The sequence below is a fragment of the Pseudomonas sp. S3E17 genome (genome assembly GCF_024168685.1).
Classification (GTDB): domain Bacteria; phylum Pseudomonadota; class Gammaproteobacteria; order Pseudomonadales; family Pseudomonadaceae; genus Aquipseudomonas; species Aquipseudomonas marginalis.
Genome location: NZ_JALJWE010000001.1, coordinates 498,976 through 514,481, shown reverse-complemented (window position 1 = coordinate 514,481; position 15,506 = coordinate 498,976). Strand labels below are relative to the sequence as shown.

Here is a 15,506-nt window from a genome sequence, read left to right as displayed (position 1 = left end):
CAAGACACGCTCACGTATGAGGGTTAGGCGGTTGGCGAGGGGCGCGACTGAACTTCTGTCATGCAAAGTTCACATACGGCTGCTAACGCAAAAAAATCAGCAACGGCATAGGCCGTTGCTGATCAGGTGTTGCGGGTCGTTGAACGCTTGGGTTACAGCGGACGACCGATGCCGTTGCAGACGCTGGTGTTGCCGATGCCTTGCGCGCTGGAAGCGGTAGCGAAGGTGTCGGTGATCGCTTGTTTCCAGTTGCTTGGCAGTGGTACGAAGCGGTTGGCGCTGATGGCAGCGTCGTTGTTATCAACGCTGTCGTAGTGACGCAGGAAGAAGTCTTGCACTTGAGTGGTTTGATTAGCGTCGGCGTAGCACTGGCTGAAGATCACGTTGGTGAAGCCCAGGATCGGGTAGCCGGTAGTTGGGTAAGCAAAGGTAGCTGAGCCGCTCGCGGTGGCAGCAAATACTGGGACCCAGTTGTCTTGGTTGGTGGCGTCGATGAACGTGCCATTAGGGCGGGCTTGGGTTGGAGCAAGGATCTGACCGATAGCGGCCGACACGTTGGCAGGCGCAGGCGAAACACCGGCAACCTTGGCGACTTTGGTGGCGTCATCCAGACCGGCCAAAGTAGTCGCGGCGTAATCCGGGCTCATGTAGGTGATACCACCGTCCGTAGCGTTCAGCGCAGTCATCACGCCTTGGCTGCCGGTCGCGGCCACGGAACCGGCCGGCACGCTATTGGCCACGTTGCCGTAGCTCGACGAGAAGGTGGTGGTGATGGCGAACGTTTTGGCTTCGCTGCACTTGGCGTTCAGGAAGCGGGTGAAGAGTTCAGTGGTACCGCTGGATTCACTGCGGTAAACAACTTTGATCACACCTGTGCGGCCGGAACCGGTGATCTGGTTCCAGTTGGTCAGGCGACCCGAGAACACGCCGCACAGCTGGTTAACGCTCAGGTTAACCGCCGCGGTACCGGCCTTGTTGAACGGAATGGCAACCGACGTGGCAACCGATGGCACCTGGATCAATTTGCCCCAGGCCGCTTGGTGGTCATTTTTGTAAGCCAGCAGCTCGGCCGCCGACAGTTTGGAGTCGCTGCCAGCCCAGTGCACGTTCTTGGTGCCAGTGCCGAACTGGCTATAGTCGTTGTTCAGGAACGCCAACTTACCTTTGCCGCTGCCCACACCGATGTAAGGGGCGAAGCCAGCGGTCAGGACGCCGGCGGTCTGGTACAGCGGCTGTGGCAGAGTCGCGCCACCGCCGTTTACGTCAGCGAATGCAGCCTGTGCCGAGCACAGTGCAGCGAGGGTCATGGATACCGCGAGAACGTTGCGCTTAAACATGAAGAATCTCCTTTCGTCGTGTTTGTACGTTGGGGTAGATGGCTCTTGCATGACGCCATGGCTTCGGTCCCGAGCCGTGTCTCGGGGGTGGCAAGGGGTGAGGCCATGGGTAGGAAATTTCGCAGCTTCCGATGACAGCAAAAGGAAAAAACCTCGGGAGGAAGGGCTTGATTTTTAAAAAGATTCTCGGGTGTTTTGGTCATGATTGTGAGCGGTTTGGCGGCAGGTGACAGCGAGGTTTCAGCGTGGGTTTCGCCAAGGCGGCGCGGGCTGTGGCGCAGGGCCTGGATGTGACGGAATGAGGAACCCGAGGTTGGGAGCCGGCGATATCGGCCTGCCCCAAAACCAGCCTCAGCAGAGTTTCTGATACACCGCATTCTGCTTTACTGGGGCTGCTTCGCAGCCCGACGCGGGGCAAGCCCGCTCACCACAGAGGAACTCACCCTTCTCTGAAAGTTGTGTAAATACCCATGGCTATCAGGGGCAACCCCCCTCCCACATTTCTCAACTGCATGCATTCAGGTAACGAGTTGGTTGATCTCGATGATCGGCAACAGCACCGCCATCACGATCACCAGCACCACTGCGCCCATCACCACGATCATCAGTGGCTCCAGCAACGCGGTCATGCCCATGGCCCGCCGTTCGATATCCCGCGACAAGGTCTGCGCCGCCCGCTCCAGCATCGGTGGCAGCGAGCCGGTTTTTTCGCCACTGGCGATCAGGTGGATCAGCACCGGCGGGAAGACCTTTTCCACCGCCAGTGCCGGGGCCAGGTTGACGCCTTCGCGCACCTTGGCCGTGGCATCGTTGACGCACTGGCTCAGGCGCTCGTTGGACAGGGTTTGCCGCGCCGCTTCCAGGGCCCGCAACAGCGGCACCCCAGCACCGCCGAGAATCGCCAGGGTCGATGCAAAGCGCGCGGTGTTCAGGCCCAGCACAAAACGCCCGATCAGCGGCAGGCGCAGCACGCGGCTGTGCCAGTTCAAGCGCGCCACCGGGTTGCGCAGGTACAGGCGCCAGCCCCAGAACCCACCGACAATCCCGCCGAAACACAGCCAGCCCCAGGCGCGGATAAAGTCGCTGGCGTTGAGCATCGCCAATGTCAGCCCGGGCAGATCCTGACGCGCCTGGGAAAACGCGCTGACCACCTGGGGCACCACGTAGCTGAGCAAAAAAATCACGATACCGATGGACACCAGCCCGACCACACCGGGGTAGATAAACGCGGTGAGGATCTTGCCGCGCAGGTTGTTGCGTTCCTCGATGTAGTCGGCCAGGCGTTCCATCACCTGGGCCAGGTCGCCGGACTCCTCCCCCGCCGCGATCAGTGCGCGGTAGATCGACGGAAAGTCCCGAGGCCGTGCGGCCAACGCATCCGCCAGACGCATGCCGCCGCGTACATCGGCACGCACGGCGGCCAGGGTCTGGGCGATGTGTTTTTTCTCCGCCTGTTCCACCGTGGCGCTTAATGCCGCCTCCAGGGGCAGGCTGGCGCCGAGCAGGCTCGCCAGTTGCCGCGTGGCCCAGGCCAGGTCGTTGTCCGAGAGCTTGGCGCTGAACAGGCTGCTGCCGGCGGCGCTTTGCTGGCCGCCCTCGACCTGCACCAGCAGCGCGGTCAGGCCACGGCTGCGCAACAGGGCAAACGCCCCGCTCTGGCTGTCGGCCTCCAGGTGCCCGGCCTCGACTTTGCCGCTGGCATCGGCGGCTTCATAGCGATAGCGATTCATCAGGCGTCCCGTGTCACGCGCAGGATTTCTTCCGGCGCGGTGGCGCCGCTGCGTACCCAACGCTCTCCGTCTTCACGCATGCTGAACATCCCCGCACGGCGCGCCGCCACGCGCAGATCCTGCTCGCCGGCGCCCTGGTGGATCAGGCTGCGCACCTCGTCGTCGACGCAAAACAATTCATGGATACCGGTACGTCCGCTGTAGCCGATCTGGTTGCACTGCGCGCAGCCCACCGGGCGCCAGGTGCCGGGCGCGGCCGGGTCTTCCTGTTTGCAATGCGGGCACAGGCGGCGGACCAGGCGTTGCGCCAGAACCCCCAATAACGACGAGGCCAACAGAAATGGTTCGACGCCCATATCGATCAGGCGGTTGACCGCTGACACCGCATCGTTGGTGTGCAATGTAGCGAGTACCAAATGTCCGGTGAGCGAGGCCTGTACCGCGATTTGCGCGGTCTCCAGGTCGCGGATTTCACCGATCATGATGATGTCCGGGTCCTGACGCAGGATCGCCCGCAGTGCCAGGCCGAAGGTCATGTCGATCTTGGCATTGACCTGGATCTGGCTGATGCCCGGCAGGTCGTATTCCACCGGGTCCTCCACGGTGAGGATATTGCTGGTGCTCGCATCCAACCGAGCGAGCGCCGCGTACAGGCTGGTGGTCTTGCCGCTGCCCGTAGGCCCGGTGACCAGCACAATGCCGTGGGGCTGGCGGATCAAGGTGTCGAGGCGCGCCAGCAACTGCGGCTCCATGCCCAGGGTCTCCAGCTGCAAACGCCCGGCCTGCTTATCGAGCAAGCGCATCACCACGCGCTCGCCATGCCCGGTGGGCACCGTCGACACGCGAATATCAATCGGCCGCCCGGCCACGCGCAGGGCGATACGGCCGTCCTGGGGCAGGCGTTTTTCGGCGATGTCGAGCTGGGCCATGATCTTGATCCGCGACACCAGCGCGCCATGCAGCGCCTTGCGCGGCGACACCACATCCCGCAACGTGCCGTCGACGCGGTAGCGCACCACCGAATGGCTTTCATAGGGCTCGATATGGATATCACTGGCCTCGTCCCGCGCGGCCTGAGTGAGCAAGGCGTTGATCATGCGGATCACCGGCGCGCCGTCCTGGGTGTCGAGCAGGTCGGTGATCTCGGGCATGTCCTGCATCAGGCGGTCGAGGTCGACCTCGTTCTCTGCCGCGCCAACCACGGCGGCGGCGCTGCCCGTATCGGCATAAGCACTGGCGAGGAGGCCGTCGAGTTCGTCGTCGCGTACCTGCTCGAGGTGGGCCTGGCCGAACTGGCGCCGTACTTCGCTGATGGACCAGCCGGGGGTGGAGGGGCAGACGGTCAGCAGCATGCCGTCGTCGCCGGGACGCAGGAGGATGCGTTGGGATTTGGCCCAGGCATAAGGGAGAAGGCTCACAAGACATCTTCCTGACCGAGCGCGGTCCAAATGTGGGAGGGGCGGTGCGACGATTCGACTTGCCCCCGATAGCGGTGGGTCAGTTTGTACATCTGTGGCTGACACACCCTCATCGGGGGCAAGCCCCCTCCCACATTTGGTCCTGCGTACAGCAGGCTCATGGTCGTGCACCTACAGGCACCGCGCGAATGACTGCCCTCGGCCCCTGCTGCTGCCCCCCCGGAATCGCCTTCTCCACCGCCGGCAATTGCGGCGCCTGCACATCCGGCATCGCCCAGCTGTGTTCCGGCTGCAACCCACCCTGGGCACGACGCATGAATTCATAGCGGTTCAAGGTAATGCTACGCCCCGCGCCACTGTCGCGAATGATGTAAGGCCGCAAAAACACCATCAGGTTGGTCTTGCTCACACTGCGCTTCTCGTTGCGAAACAACGCCCCCAACCCCGGAATATCCGAGAGCCACGGCACCGCGTCATTGCTCTGGCTGTAGCCGTCCTGCAACAGCCCGCCGAGCACCATGATCTGCCCGTCGTCGAGCAGGATGCTGGTATCGATCGCGCGCTTGTTGGTCACCGTGCCCGCCGACACCGACGCCCGTGTGTCCACGGTGCTGACCTCCTGGTAGATATCCAGCTTCACCGTGCCGCCCTCGGAGATCTGCGGGCGTACATTCAGCTTGAGCCCCACCTCTTCGCGCTGCACGGTCTGGAACGGGTTATTGCTGGTACCGCCGCCACCGGTCACATAACTGCCGGTAACGAATGGAATGGTCTGCCCGACGAAAATGCTCGCCGCTTCGTTGTCCAGGGTCAGCAGGTTCGGCGTGGACAGCACGTTGGTGCCGCCCTTGCTCTTCAAGGCACGGGCCAGGACCTTGAGGTCGAGCACCTTGCCGATCCCCGGAATATCCACGGTGCCGTTGACCACGCCGATATTCAGGCCCTTGGGCAGTACGTCGATGCTGGTGGGACTGGCGGGCGTGCCCACGACACCGCTGCCCCCCAGGTTCACCCCGCCGAAGCCCCCTCTGCCCGCCAGGTTGCCGGCCTGCCATTGCACACCGAACTCGGTGGCATCGTCCTCGCCCACTTCCACGATCAGGCTTTCGATCACCACCTGGGCGCGGCGCTGGTCGAGCATGTCGATCACTTCCCGCAGGTTGCGGTACAGCGGGTCCGGCGCGGAGATCAGCAGGGTGTTGGTGGTGGCGTCGGCCTGGATGGTCACGCCGCCGGCGCTGAACGCGGTGTCCTGCTCGTTGGCGGTATTGCCGCTGCCAGTACCGGTGCCGGTGCTGGAGCCGGTGGCTTGCCCATAGCCCGACTGCACGCCACTGCCGGTGGGGGTGCCGCTGCTGTTCTGGGCATTACTCGTGCCCTGGCTGTTATTGCCATTGCCGCCCATGGCGCTGAGCTTGCCACGCCCATCGTCGCTCACCCCGGAATCGCTCTCGCCGGTGAGCAGCCCGCGCAGCGACTGGGCCAGCTTGGCCGCCTGGGCGTTGCGCAGGTACACCACGTGCATATTGCTGGGGTTGCTCTGGGCATTGTCGAGCTTGTAGATGAGGTTGCGCGCCAGCTCCGTACGTTCGGGGCTGCCGGAACGGATGATGATCGAATTGGAGCGCGGGTCACCGACCACGTTGATCTTCTGGGTCTGATCGGCGCCCTGGGTTTCCAGCAGCTCGGAAACCATGGCGGCGATGTCCACGGCAATGCCGTTCTGAATCTGCACCACATCGGTGTCGATGGCGCTGGGGGTGTCGATGCCGCTGATGATCTGGGCGACCCGCGCGAGGTTTTCCGCATAGTCGGTGATGACGATGCTGTTGTTGCCGGGGTAGGCGTTGATCGGGTTGTTCGGCGACACGATGGGGCGCAGCACCGGGATCAGGTTCACCGCATTTTCATATTGCAGACGGAAGGTGCGTGTCTGCATGCCACTGCTGCCGGCACTGTAGATCGGCCCGCCGAGCAACTTGGCATCGGCCTCCGGCACCACCTGGGCCACGCCACCCACATCCACCACACTGAAACCCTGCATGCGCAGCGCCGCCAGCAGCATGTCGTAGGCCTGATGGGCCGGCACCTGGCCTTCGCTGACCAGGGTGAGCTTGCCCTTTACCCGTGGGTCCACCAGGAACTGCTGGCCGGTGGCACGGGACAGCGCGCGCACCACCGCCTGGATATCGGCATCGACAAAGTTGAGCTGCACCGGCTGGTCACCCAGCGGGTTGCGCGCCTTGATCGGCGCCGGGGCCTGGCCACGGACGCTGTTAGTCACCGGGTGCTGGACCCGCGGTTTCGGCGCTTCGTCGCGCTGGCGATCCAGCAGGGTATCGCCGCTGCGACGGGTATCGGCCAGGGGTTGGCCAAGCTCACTGTCCACCAGTAACGGCGTGGTTGACGGGCTGCTGCACGCACTCAAGGCCAGCAACAGCAACGGCGCGGCCTTGCGAAAAGGGAGGACTGACCACTTCATGAAGCTTCCTTAGCGCCAGGCGCCTGATCCATGCGAACGGTCCCGGACACAGTGCCGGCCGAGTTATCGACGGCATCCGCAGCACGTTGCAAACGCGCCTCGGACACCTCCAGGGAAAATGAACGGGGATTACCCAGCAGCCAGGCCACCACGGCGTCGGCCGGGGCGTTGTCGAAGGTCAGGCGCCAACCGCCGGCGTCCAGCGCCTGCACCTGGTAATGCCCTTGCAGGCCGGCACTGTCCAGGGCCTGGCGCAACGCGGCTTCGTCGGCCTGGCGCGGCGCGGCGACATCCTGCAACAGCACCCGCAAGGCTTCGGCCTGGGCGCGCAGCCTGGGGGTTTCGGCCTGCCAGTAGTCGATCTTTTTCAACGCCGGCTGCACCAGCACCAGCCAGGTCAGCAGGCTTGCCAACACCAGCCCGGCGCCGATCAGCAGGCGTTTCTCGCGCAGGGCCAGGCCGCTCCAGAACACCTGGGCCTGGGTGCGCAGGCGCAGCCACCTATTCATCGCCGGCCTCCGGTTTTTCCGTGGCCGGCGCCGGGCCGATGCTCCAGCCCTGCTCATCGCGCGTGGCGGCAAAACCGGCCTGGGCCAACGCGGCCTGCCACTCGCCCTCGGCCGCCGGGTTGCGGCTGTCGGCGAGTAACGCCAGGTGCAAGGTGCCCTGTTCAAAATTGAGGTTGTCGACGCTGCCCACCATAAAGGGCAGGTTGCTGCCTGCCAGTTGCAGCAGGCTGCTGAAGCGTTGGCCCGAATCGGCGGCCGCGCCGGTCTGGCGCGCGGCCAACTGTTGACGGGCCTGCTGCAAGGGGTTGAGCACCACGGGTAATTCAGGAAACGCCTGGCGCACCTGTTGGTTCATCAACGCCTTGAGCCGTTGGCCTTCGTCGACCTGGCGCGCGGCATACAGGTTGAGGCCGACGGTCCAGATGGCAGCGGCCAGCGCCACACAAGCCAGCGCCCTGCCCCATCCGGCGCCGGAGGCTTGACCGAGGCGAGCGTGCAAGCCCCAGCCAGGCACCGCGCCGCTCCAACGCTGCGCCTCCGCCACCAGCGGCACGTCGAGCGCCTGCAACCCCAGCGGGTGCACAGCGCCCTGCTGCAGGCTGTCGCGGGTCAACAGATAGCCGTCGTCCAACGCCGCCGCCCCCACCGGCAACGCATAGGGCGCCGGGTACAGGCCGCGCAGCTTGAGCTGCACCTGGGCCAAGACCTGACCCAGCCGTTCCAGCCCGGCCTTGGGCACCCAGCCCACCTGCACGCGCCCATCGCTTTCGCGCGGGCCGTGGGCCACGTGCATCTGTTCCACCGGCCCGAGGATCAGCGCCTGGGCCGCACACGCCACCGCCGCCTGGTTTTTTGCTGCGGGCAATGGCGGCAGCTCCAGGCTGGTGAGCAGGCTGTCACGCGGGTGCAGAAAGCAGTCCACCGCCTGCCGGCGCTTGCCCAATTGCGCCAAGCTTTCCTGCCCCTCGGACACCACCACGCCACGCTGGAGCCAGGCAAATTTCACCTGGCTTTCAACACTGACCTGATCCAGCGGCGGCAAGGCAATGCGCAAGCGTTTCATACGCCCACCCGCGACCAGATCACCTTGGGCTCACGGTCTTCGGGGCGGTGCAGCAACGCGTCGATCGTCACCCGCCGGCGCTCGCGTCGCGCCTGGCCCTGCAGGCGAAACCACTCGCTGGTAATGCCAACTTGCACCGCTTCCAACTCCACCTGGGGCAAGTGCAGACGGTTGACGAAATCCCCACGGTTGATAAACCAATGCCCGTTGTCGCGCTCGGCCACCAGCCCGTGGGCCTGGGACAGGCTGAGCTGCGGCACCACCGCGCTGAGCACTTCGGCGCTGGCGGTGTTGCCGTTGACCCAGGTATTGCCGGGCAGCACGCTGACGTACGCCTGCAGGCGCTGCAACACCTCCGGGGTCAGGCCTTCGAGGCCACTGAGGTCGTCGAGGCTGCGCAGCATCGGGTATTTGGCGGGCAACCCGTTCTGTTCGTAGGAGGCAATCACCCGCTGGCTGATGCGCCGGCTCACGGCCGGGGCCACGCCCAGGGTGCGGCACAAGCGCTCGAAGCTCTGCAATTGCTCGGCGTCGGGCTGCTGGCGGTTAACCAGGTTGCGCAGGTTGAACTTGCCCTGTTCATCGTCGATCCGCCCCTCGAACACGCCGACCTGGGCCCGCGCCCAAGGTTGGTCAAGGCGGGTCAGCACGTCCTTCTGGCGCGCTTCCCAGAGCATCTGCCGGCTGCGTTCAAGGCCACCGAGCAACAGCCATTGGCCCTGCACGCGCGACTGTTCGGCTTCCAGGCTGCGGGTGAATACGGTCTGGCGCGTGAGCATGCCGCCGGCGATCACCGCCACCACCGCCGCGATCAGCAAGGCACTGATAATCGCCATGCCGCGCTGCTTCGCCGCTGGGGGCGAATACCCTTTCATGGCGCGCCTTACAACTGCCAGGAGCCGATATCGGCATTCACGCCATCGCCATCCGGTTGGCCGTCGGCGCCCAGGGAGAACACATCGACTTCACCGTTGGCGCCCGGATTGAGGTAGTGGTAAGGGTGGCCCCAGGGGTCGTTGGGCAAGCGCTCGAGGTAGGCGCGCCAGTTGCTGTTCTTGGCATCCGCCGGGCGCTCCACCAGCACTTTCAGGCCCTGGTTCATGCTCGGGTAAGTGCCGTGGTCGAGGCGATACAGCTTCAACGCCTGCATCAACCCGCCGATGTCCTGTTTCGCGGCGGTGGCCCGCGCCTGGTCCGGGCGATCGAGGACCTTGGGCACCACCATCGCCGCGAGGATCCCGAGGATGACCACCACCACCATGATCTCGATCAAGGTGAAGCCACGCTGGCCGCGAAGGCCTGGCAATGGGGATGTTAGGCGCGCGATATCCATCTCGACATTCCTTGGCTTGGGTACATTTCGTGGCGCAGTGTTGCAAGAACACATGTCAGTCGTATTGAAAATCCTCGGGAGTTTCGGTCGCCAATCGGTCAACTGCCGGCGCTAGTCTGCGGGCCTGTTTCCCGGCTTTGAGAACGCCATGTACGGCCGTCGCAAGGAGCAAGGTTTTACCCTGATCGAGGTGCTGGTGGCGCTGGCGATCATCGCCGTGGCCATGGCCGCCGCCATCCGCGTGGCCGGGTTGATGACCCAGGGCAACGGCCTGCTGCGGGACAAATCCATGGGGTTGCTGGCGGCGCAGAGTCGCCTGGCGGAGTTGCGCCTGGAGGGGCATTTGCGCGACGGCACAAAGACCTTCAGCTGTGACCAGGGGCGCTTGAAACTGCGGTGCGAGCAGACCATCAGTCGCGATGGCCGTCTGTTTCAAGTCAACGTGCAGGTGCTCGACGCCAGCCGCGAGGCGCCGCCGCTGGCCCGCGTGGAGACACAGGTCAGGGCCGAGTGAGCCGCGGCAAGGCCGGCCCATCGGGCAATTTGTCGAGGTTGACGCGCAGCTTCTCGCCGCCGCGCTCGATCTCGACCCCGTCGCCTTCGATGGCCGTGAGCCGCACGCCCGGGCTGAGGCGCTCGCCCAACAGGAAACTGCGCGGCGGGCCGTCGTTGAGACTGAGGATCGCCACCGCACCGCGCGCCCCGGCCAGCACGCCAGAGACCTTGACCTGCAACGCCGCCGGCGCATTGGAAAACCATTGCAGCGCCGGGTTATCGCTGCGCGCCGCCAGCACCTGGGGCGCGGCCTGGGGCGTATGGGACTCGGCGGACGTCAGCAGCAGCGGCGTCCAGACCGCCACACCGGCCAATGCCGCCAGCAACGCCACGATCTGCACACCGTGGGCCGGTGAGAAACGCAGGGTGAATGCCATGGGAAGGACCTCCTGTTTGTCCATGGCACCAGCCTACAGGCCAATTCGCACGTTTTTATTTCACAAGCTCACCAGCTTTCGAGGGGCCTACCGATGAAACAGCAAGGCTTCACCCTGATCGAGTTGATGGTGGTGCTGGTGATCATCGGCATTGCCAGCGCCGCCATCAGCCTGACCATCAAGCCCGACCCGCTGCACCTGTTGCGCAAAGACGCCGAGCGCCTGAGCCAACTGCTGCAAGTGGCCCAGGCCGAAGCCCGCGCGGACGGCCGCCCGATCACCTGGCGCGCCGACGCCAAGGGCTTTCGCTTCAACCGTCGCACCGACGATGGCAGTGGCGTCGAAGCGTTCCAGGGCGACACCCAACTGCGTCCGCGCCTGTGGGAAAGCACGCCGATGCACATCAATATCGAACCCCGGCAAACCCTGGTGCTCGACGCCGAATGGATCAACCCACCCGTGCGCATCGTGCTGTCCGACGGCCAACACAGCCTCAGCCTGCAACGCGACACCGCCGGCTTGATGCGCGTGGTGAGCCAGCCATGAAGCGCTCCGAACAAGGCTTCACCCTGATCGAAGTGATGGTCGCGATCATGCTCATGGCCGTAGTCAGCGTGATCGCCTGGCGCGGCCTGGACAGCGTCACCCGCGCCGACCAGCACCTGCAGGCGAGCAGCGAACAGACCGAAGTGCTGCTGCGCGCCCTCAACCAACTGCAGCGCGACATCAGCCTGCGCGCCGGCGTCGAACTGAACGCCCCGGAGCCCTCAAAGAACAGTGCAGAAAAGCTCGATGGACTGGCGGCGGTCACCGTGCGCAGTTCCGACAGCAAAGGCTTTCGGCTGGACATCATTCGCAGCGCGCCCGTCGCCGGCGATGGCCTGCAACGGGTGCGCTGGTGGCTCAAGGGCGACAGTTTGTATCGCGCTGCCGCACCCGCGCGGGATCGCTATCCGCTGCCGGCGGCGAAGGATGGGGTGGTGGTGTTGAGCGGGGTCCGTGACCTGCAGGTGCGGGTGTGGGAGGCGGATAAGGGCTGGCGGCAGTTGAGCGGGAATCGGCGCGAGGATCCGTTGGGGTTGGAGATCAGTTTGGTGCGGGAGACGCCGCAGGGGGTGGAGAGGTATCGGCAGGTGGTGGGGCCACTGAGATAGCCGTCCCCCACTCGCGCTTCTCATGTAGTTGTCGAGCGCAAGCCATTGCAGAGCAGTCGATTCACTAACTGACCATCCTGAAGAACGACATAGTTATATCTTCCTGCGCCTTGAGTCAACTTTGTCTCTGAGATTAGCGTTGGAACACCTGTTGGGTGATCTGGGGATCACTCGGTCAGACCCCGTTTACCCCCCACTTAACTGCAGAAAGTGTGCAGGTAGGGTGCAAAAACACCGGCGCAAGGCCGGTGTCAGTGGAGTAAGTTTAAGAGAACTCTATTTTTCACTCTGAAAGAGGAATGGAGCGGCCATCGGTAATAACAAATTGATTACCTTCGATTCGAGCCAGCAGCAACCCGAGGCCTTCGGCACCGGCTTTAATATCCTTTCTCCAGCCGTCAATATCACCGTGATATATGACAGCGTGAAACAGATGGGCCATCTATACGTCTCGAAGAGCCCCCTCGTAACTTTGTACCTTATCAATTGCGCACTTCCCAGTCACGACAACAGGACTGGTTGTCTCTAGAGCCGTTACTGCGCCTTTTGCACCATCAACTATCTTGCGTCAATATCCTTACAAAACTCTCAAATGCCTGAGAAACAGATTCTTCCTCTTCTGGAGAAAGCAACACATTCATAACCTGCTCATCAAGAGCACAGTCATATATATCAATACCCACCCAACCTTTAGACCAAAATTCGACAGTTCCTAGCTTGTTAAAACCTTCCAGCTCTATCCTTTCAAGGTCACCAAAATCCCCATCAGCAAATAATGAGCACTCTAGAGAAAACCCCTTCAAAAGTGGTTTTACGCTTTCATTAAACCAGGAGCCATCCATAAGACTTCTCACTTCTTATCTAGAATTTCAATGTTCTTGACCGTCGGAAGATGCTCGCCGCCCTGCTTATTAAGCAAGAACTGCTGAGACTTACCTTCATCAGGGCCAATCATTTTAAACCAGCCATCTTTCCCGCCCTGAAGCAAGCTGTTAGCTGGAAAATCAAACTCAACATAGACAGAGCCTCTGGGTGCAGCTTCTTTAAGGTCGGAGATGCCATTAGTCGAAATAAAGGTTTGTACTCCAGCGCCTTGCACCACTTTATTTGTATTTTGCATCTGCACCCGCTCATCAGGAGACATCCACCTTCCTACACGAGTCGTGCTGAAATCGTTGATTACCTTGGTTTCGCCAAGTTTTAACGGAGAACTGACTGTTGCTTTTGCACCGAAAAACCAATCTTATTTTTTTGACTTACTGATTACATAGTGATCAAGATATTCTTTCAGCGGCTTGGCGGTCCCTAAAATATGAAGCTCTCCAGTTTCCTTATCAATCAGGAATGGTCCGTTTCCAGCCAGTTGAGCCGACAGACTCCCTGTCTCCAAATACTCTTTAGATTGATAGCAAAAAAACCATCCCTCAGAGAACTCGCCCTCATGTGTTAGCTGCAAAGCAATCTCAGAGTCTTTCAAATATTCCTGAGCTCTTTCCAAAGCGTATTCGTAGGTAATCATTAGTTAGTTCTCAGTAGCTGCAATGTCTTAAAATCACTCATATTTGCCGGCTTTCCAGTCTGCCCATCGAGATAACGAATAGCCCCATTCTGATTAACCACGTTGAATACAAGGCCTGGCTGACCTGGACCATAGGAGCCAAACACAATCCCACGTGCGCCGTCCCCACCACCAATCATGTGCTGGGTGATGGTTTCGGGTGAAGACACACCGCTAAACTTAGCTCCATATTGCTTCTCCAGCACGGTCAACGGAACACCCTTGGTGGAGTTTATCGGCAATGCAGATGCTGGATTACCTGCCAGTGTTGCATCAGTAGCAATTGAACAATTAATGCAGTTATGAGTTCGCCCAGCGCCTGGATAACCTGGATTGACGTTCCTTATTGAACCGGCAGTTTCGTCCGCAACCCCCGCCGCTTTTGCACCATTAAATCATGTTGAGTTCTCGTAGTTTTTTCTCGTTCACAAACTCCAACTCTCCACTACCCACCTTATAACTATCTGAGTAAGTGGAATGACCACAGACGTTACACTGGAAAGCAAGCAACCCGTTATATCTACCGATAAAAATTCGCATCCCGTCGGATAGACACCTAGGGCATTTCCTATCGACCTCAACAGTTATCAACTGTTCCAGTGTGTCACGTAGAAATCTCGCAATAGCCTCTGCCTAATTAGCTTGATACCCAAAAATCAATTTCTTCAAATGAGCTATATCGCTAGGTAGAAATGATGAAAATTCAACCGGGATAAAATTCTCATCAATGTGCGAAAATTCATCAAACCTATAGGTCGAAACGGCTCAACCGGGAAGCATTTGTAGTTCCCCCTAATCCACGAAAGAACCACCACAAAAACCTCCCTTAAAGATGAATTCTCATCCAGCAGCGTCATAGCCAATTGAAGTTCACGCCATACATACACTGGGAGAGATCGCATTAGTTCGCTGCCTTAGCTGGGAAAGCTGTTATCAAACTGCCTGCCTTATCGGTAAAATTTGCTGCGCAATATTTTTCAGATGTCGTTATAGGACGTTTTTACCAAATTATTTTCCCAGTGAAAGGCTCGAGTCGAAATTACTTTCGACGCCCACACTAAATAGATACTCCCTTGACCTTGCGAAATCATTCTTTGCGACGGTAAACGGCCCTATCAACCCCAGACATACTAGGTAGACTTTCACTCCCAACGAAAATTTCCGACCTGCACTTCAGACTCACCCCTTGATATGCAGTGTATTGACACATGAGATCCTCTATCTCAGAAATATCATCCGCAATATGCTTTTCAAGATAAAACTTAATCAGCCAAACACCACTTTCACGGGATAAAACCACCATCCGGAAATTTGGAGTTATCCCACCCAACAATGCTTGACTAAGCATTAACACCTGAAAATTCCAGCATTCTAATTTAGCACTATCATTCATTTATTATTCCAATTATTAGTGAGAACAAATACTCGAGCTTTTTGTACTTCTCAAGTCATACTAGACTACTGCTGGGCTATTTTTGTGAAAATTGGTCACTCAGGGCCAGCCCCGCGACAAACAACAAATCATGGCTTTGCAATTCACTTCAAAAACTAGTCACCGACAGAATAAATATCAAAAGAACATTCTAAATCCAAATCCGCCAAAGCCCTCATTTACTCCGGCCAGAGGACGGGACTACTATGGCCCAGCGAGGAAAACCAGACACACCTTAATGTAACCTTAACGCCATTCCACTGCTGAATCAGTCTTAACCATTCTCGATGGGGAGTGATTTTTTACCAACCAATCAACATGCTCCCTAATATCTTTTTAAAGAAAATATCCCTCAGTAGATAGAAACCAACCTGATTCTTTCACTCTCCTTGTTACTCCACGACTATTAGCAACACTACTCCCCGTAACATCAATTGGAGTCAGCACAACCGTCATAAGACGAGTGATTTCTTCCAGACTCATACCCCCAGGACATATCATTAATTTTACATAGCATTCGGCACACGCCTTAAACTCTGGCGAAACAAGAGTTATCCT

At 60.1% G+C, this 15,506-nt stretch carries 18 protein-coding genes; 3 read left to right on the top strand and 15 right to left on the bottom strand.

Annotated elements, in window-relative coordinates:
• Nucleotides 1-152: 152 nt before the first annotated feature.
• From J3D60_RS02155 to gspG, 8 genes are all read right to left on the bottom strand, one after another.
• Nucleotides 153-1,337, bottom strand: a complete 1,185-nt coding sequence (locus tag J3D60_RS02155) for a substrate-binding domain-containing protein (RefSeq protein WP_065939824.1) — start codon at nucleotides 1,335-1,337, stop codon at nucleotides 153-155.
• A 518-nt stretch (nucleotides 1,338-1,855) separates the two neighbouring features.
• The gene (gene gspF / locus J3D60_RS02150; RefSeq protein ID WP_253489284.1) at nucleotides 1,856-3,067 is read right to left on the bottom strand and encodes a type II secretion system inner membrane protein GspF; all 1,212 of its coding nucleotides are present in this window, start codon (nucleotides 3,065-3,067) and stop codon (nucleotides 1,856-1,858) included.
• A complete protein-coding gene (gspE, locus tag J3D60_RS02145) occupies nucleotides 3,067-4,485 on the bottom strand; it encodes a type II secretion system ATPase GspE (RefSeq protein WP_065926278.1) in 1,419 nt (472 codons plus the stop codon). Before gspE ends, gspF begins: the two co-directional genes overlap by 1 nt.
• 157 nt (nucleotides 4,486-4,642) lie before the next feature.
• Nucleotides 4,643-6,967, bottom strand: coding sequence for a type II secretion system secretin GspD (gspD, locus tag J3D60_RS02140; RefSeq protein WP_253489281.1), 2,325 nt, complete (start codon nucleotides 6,965-6,967; stop codon nucleotides 4,643-4,645).
• Nucleotides 6,964-7,476, bottom strand: a complete 513-nt coding sequence (gene gspM, locus J3D60_RS02135; protein WP_253489279.1) for a type II secretion system protein GspM — start codon at nucleotides 7,474-7,476, stop codon at nucleotides 6,964-6,966. The genes gspD and gspM overlap by 4 nt, the downstream gene beginning before the upstream one ends.
• Nucleotides 7,469-8,539 (bottom strand): type II secretion system protein GspL, encoded by a 1,071-nt coding sequence (gspL, locus tag J3D60_RS02130; RefSeq protein WP_253489277.1) that lies wholly within the window; start codon nucleotides 8,537-8,539, stop codon nucleotides 7,469-7,471. The genes gspM and gspL overlap by 8 nt, the downstream gene beginning before the upstream one ends.
• Nucleotides 8,536-9,414 (bottom strand): type II secretion system minor pseudopilin GspK, encoded by an 879-nt coding sequence (gspK, locus tag J3D60_RS02125; RefSeq protein ID WP_253489274.1) that lies wholly within the window; start codon nucleotides 9,412-9,414, stop codon nucleotides 8,536-8,538. Before gspK ends, gspL begins: the two co-directional genes overlap by 4 nt.
• An 8-nt stretch (nucleotides 9,415-9,422) precedes the next feature.
• Nucleotides 9,423-9,872: a type II secretion system major pseudopilin GspG gene (gene gspG, locus J3D60_RS02120; protein ID WP_253489271.1), complete on the bottom strand. Its 450-nt coding sequence runs from the start codon at nucleotides 9,870-9,872 to the stop codon at nucleotides 9,423-9,425.
• 148 nt (nucleotides 9,873-10,020) lie between these two features.
• Between gspG and gspI the strand changes: the two genes are divergently transcribed.
• Nucleotides 10,021-10,386 carry a type II secretion system minor pseudopilin GspI gene (gspI, locus tag J3D60_RS02115; RefSeq protein ID WP_027607546.1) on the top strand — a complete coding sequence of 122 codons (366 nt, stop codon included), beginning with the start codon at nucleotides 10,021-10,023 and terminating at the stop codon, nucleotides 10,384-10,386.
• Here gspI and J3D60_RS02110 read toward each other — a convergent pair.
• Nucleotides 10,373-10,804, bottom strand: coding sequence for a type II secretion system protein N (locus J3D60_RS02110; RefSeq protein ID WP_027607547.1), 432 nt, complete (start codon nucleotides 10,802-10,804; stop codon nucleotides 10,373-10,375). The genes gspI and J3D60_RS02110 overlap by 14 nt on opposite strands.
• Before the next feature lie 93 nt (nucleotides 10,805-10,897).
• Here J3D60_RS02110 and gspH point away from each other — a divergent pair, with 93 nt between their 5' ends.
• Together gspH and J3D60_RS02100 are read left to right on the top strand one after the other, a co-directional pair.
• On the top strand, nucleotides 10,898-11,350 hold the full coding sequence (gene gspH / locus J3D60_RS02105) for a type II secretion system minor pseudopilin GspH (RefSeq protein WP_027607548.1): 453 nt from the start codon (nucleotides 10,898-10,900) through the stop codon (nucleotides 11,348-11,350).
• Nucleotides 11,347-11,958 (top strand): type II secretion system protein GspJ, encoded by a 612-nt coding sequence (locus tag J3D60_RS02100; RefSeq protein ID WP_141606126.1) that lies wholly within the window; start codon nucleotides 11,347-11,349, stop codon nucleotides 11,956-11,958. The genes gspH and J3D60_RS02100 overlap by 4 nt, the downstream gene beginning before the upstream one ends.
• 283 nt (nucleotides 11,959-12,241) lie before the next feature.
• Here J3D60_RS02100 and J3D60_RS02095 read toward each other — a convergent pair whose 3' ends face one another.
• The 6 genes from J3D60_RS02095 to J3D60_RS02070 form a co-directional block, all read right to left on the bottom strand.
• Nucleotides 12,242-12,400 carry a hypothetical protein gene (locus J3D60_RS02095; RefSeq protein ID WP_253489267.1) on the bottom strand — a complete coding sequence of 53 codons (159 nt, stop codon included), beginning with the start codon at nucleotides 12,398-12,400 and terminating at the stop codon, nucleotides 12,242-12,244.
• Nucleotides 12,401-12,512: 112 nt separating this feature from the next.
• Complete coding sequence (locus tag J3D60_RS02090) at nucleotides 12,513-12,800, bottom strand: hypothetical protein (RefSeq protein WP_141606125.1); 288 nt, start codon at nucleotides 12,798-12,800, stop codon at nucleotides 12,513-12,515.
• Between the two features lie 8 nt (nucleotides 12,801-12,808).
• Nucleotides 12,809-13,102 (bottom strand): hypothetical protein, encoded by a 294-nt coding sequence (locus J3D60_RS02085; protein ID WP_141606124.1) that lies wholly within the window; start codon nucleotides 13,100-13,102, stop codon nucleotides 12,809-12,811.
• A 99-nt stretch (nucleotides 13,103-13,201) separates the two neighbouring features.
• Nucleotides 13,202-13,477, bottom strand: a complete 276-nt coding sequence (locus J3D60_RS02080) for a YrhB domain-containing protein (protein ID WP_027607551.1) — start codon at nucleotides 13,475-13,477, stop codon at nucleotides 13,202-13,204.
• Nucleotides 13,477-13,812 carry a toxin glutamine deamidase domain-containing protein gene (locus tag J3D60_RS02075; RefSeq protein WP_367399675.1) on the bottom strand — a complete coding sequence of 112 codons (336 nt, stop codon included), beginning with the start codon at nucleotides 13,810-13,812 and terminating at the stop codon, nucleotides 13,477-13,479. Before J3D60_RS02075 ends, J3D60_RS02080 begins: the two co-directional genes overlap by 1 nt.
• Nucleotides 13,813-14,603: 791 nt before the next feature.
• On the bottom strand, nucleotides 14,604-14,909 hold the full coding sequence (locus tag J3D60_RS02070; protein WP_083236424.1) for a hypothetical protein: 306 nt from the start codon (nucleotides 14,907-14,909) through the stop codon (nucleotides 14,604-14,606).
• Nucleotides 14,910-15,506 lie beyond the last annotated feature (597 nt).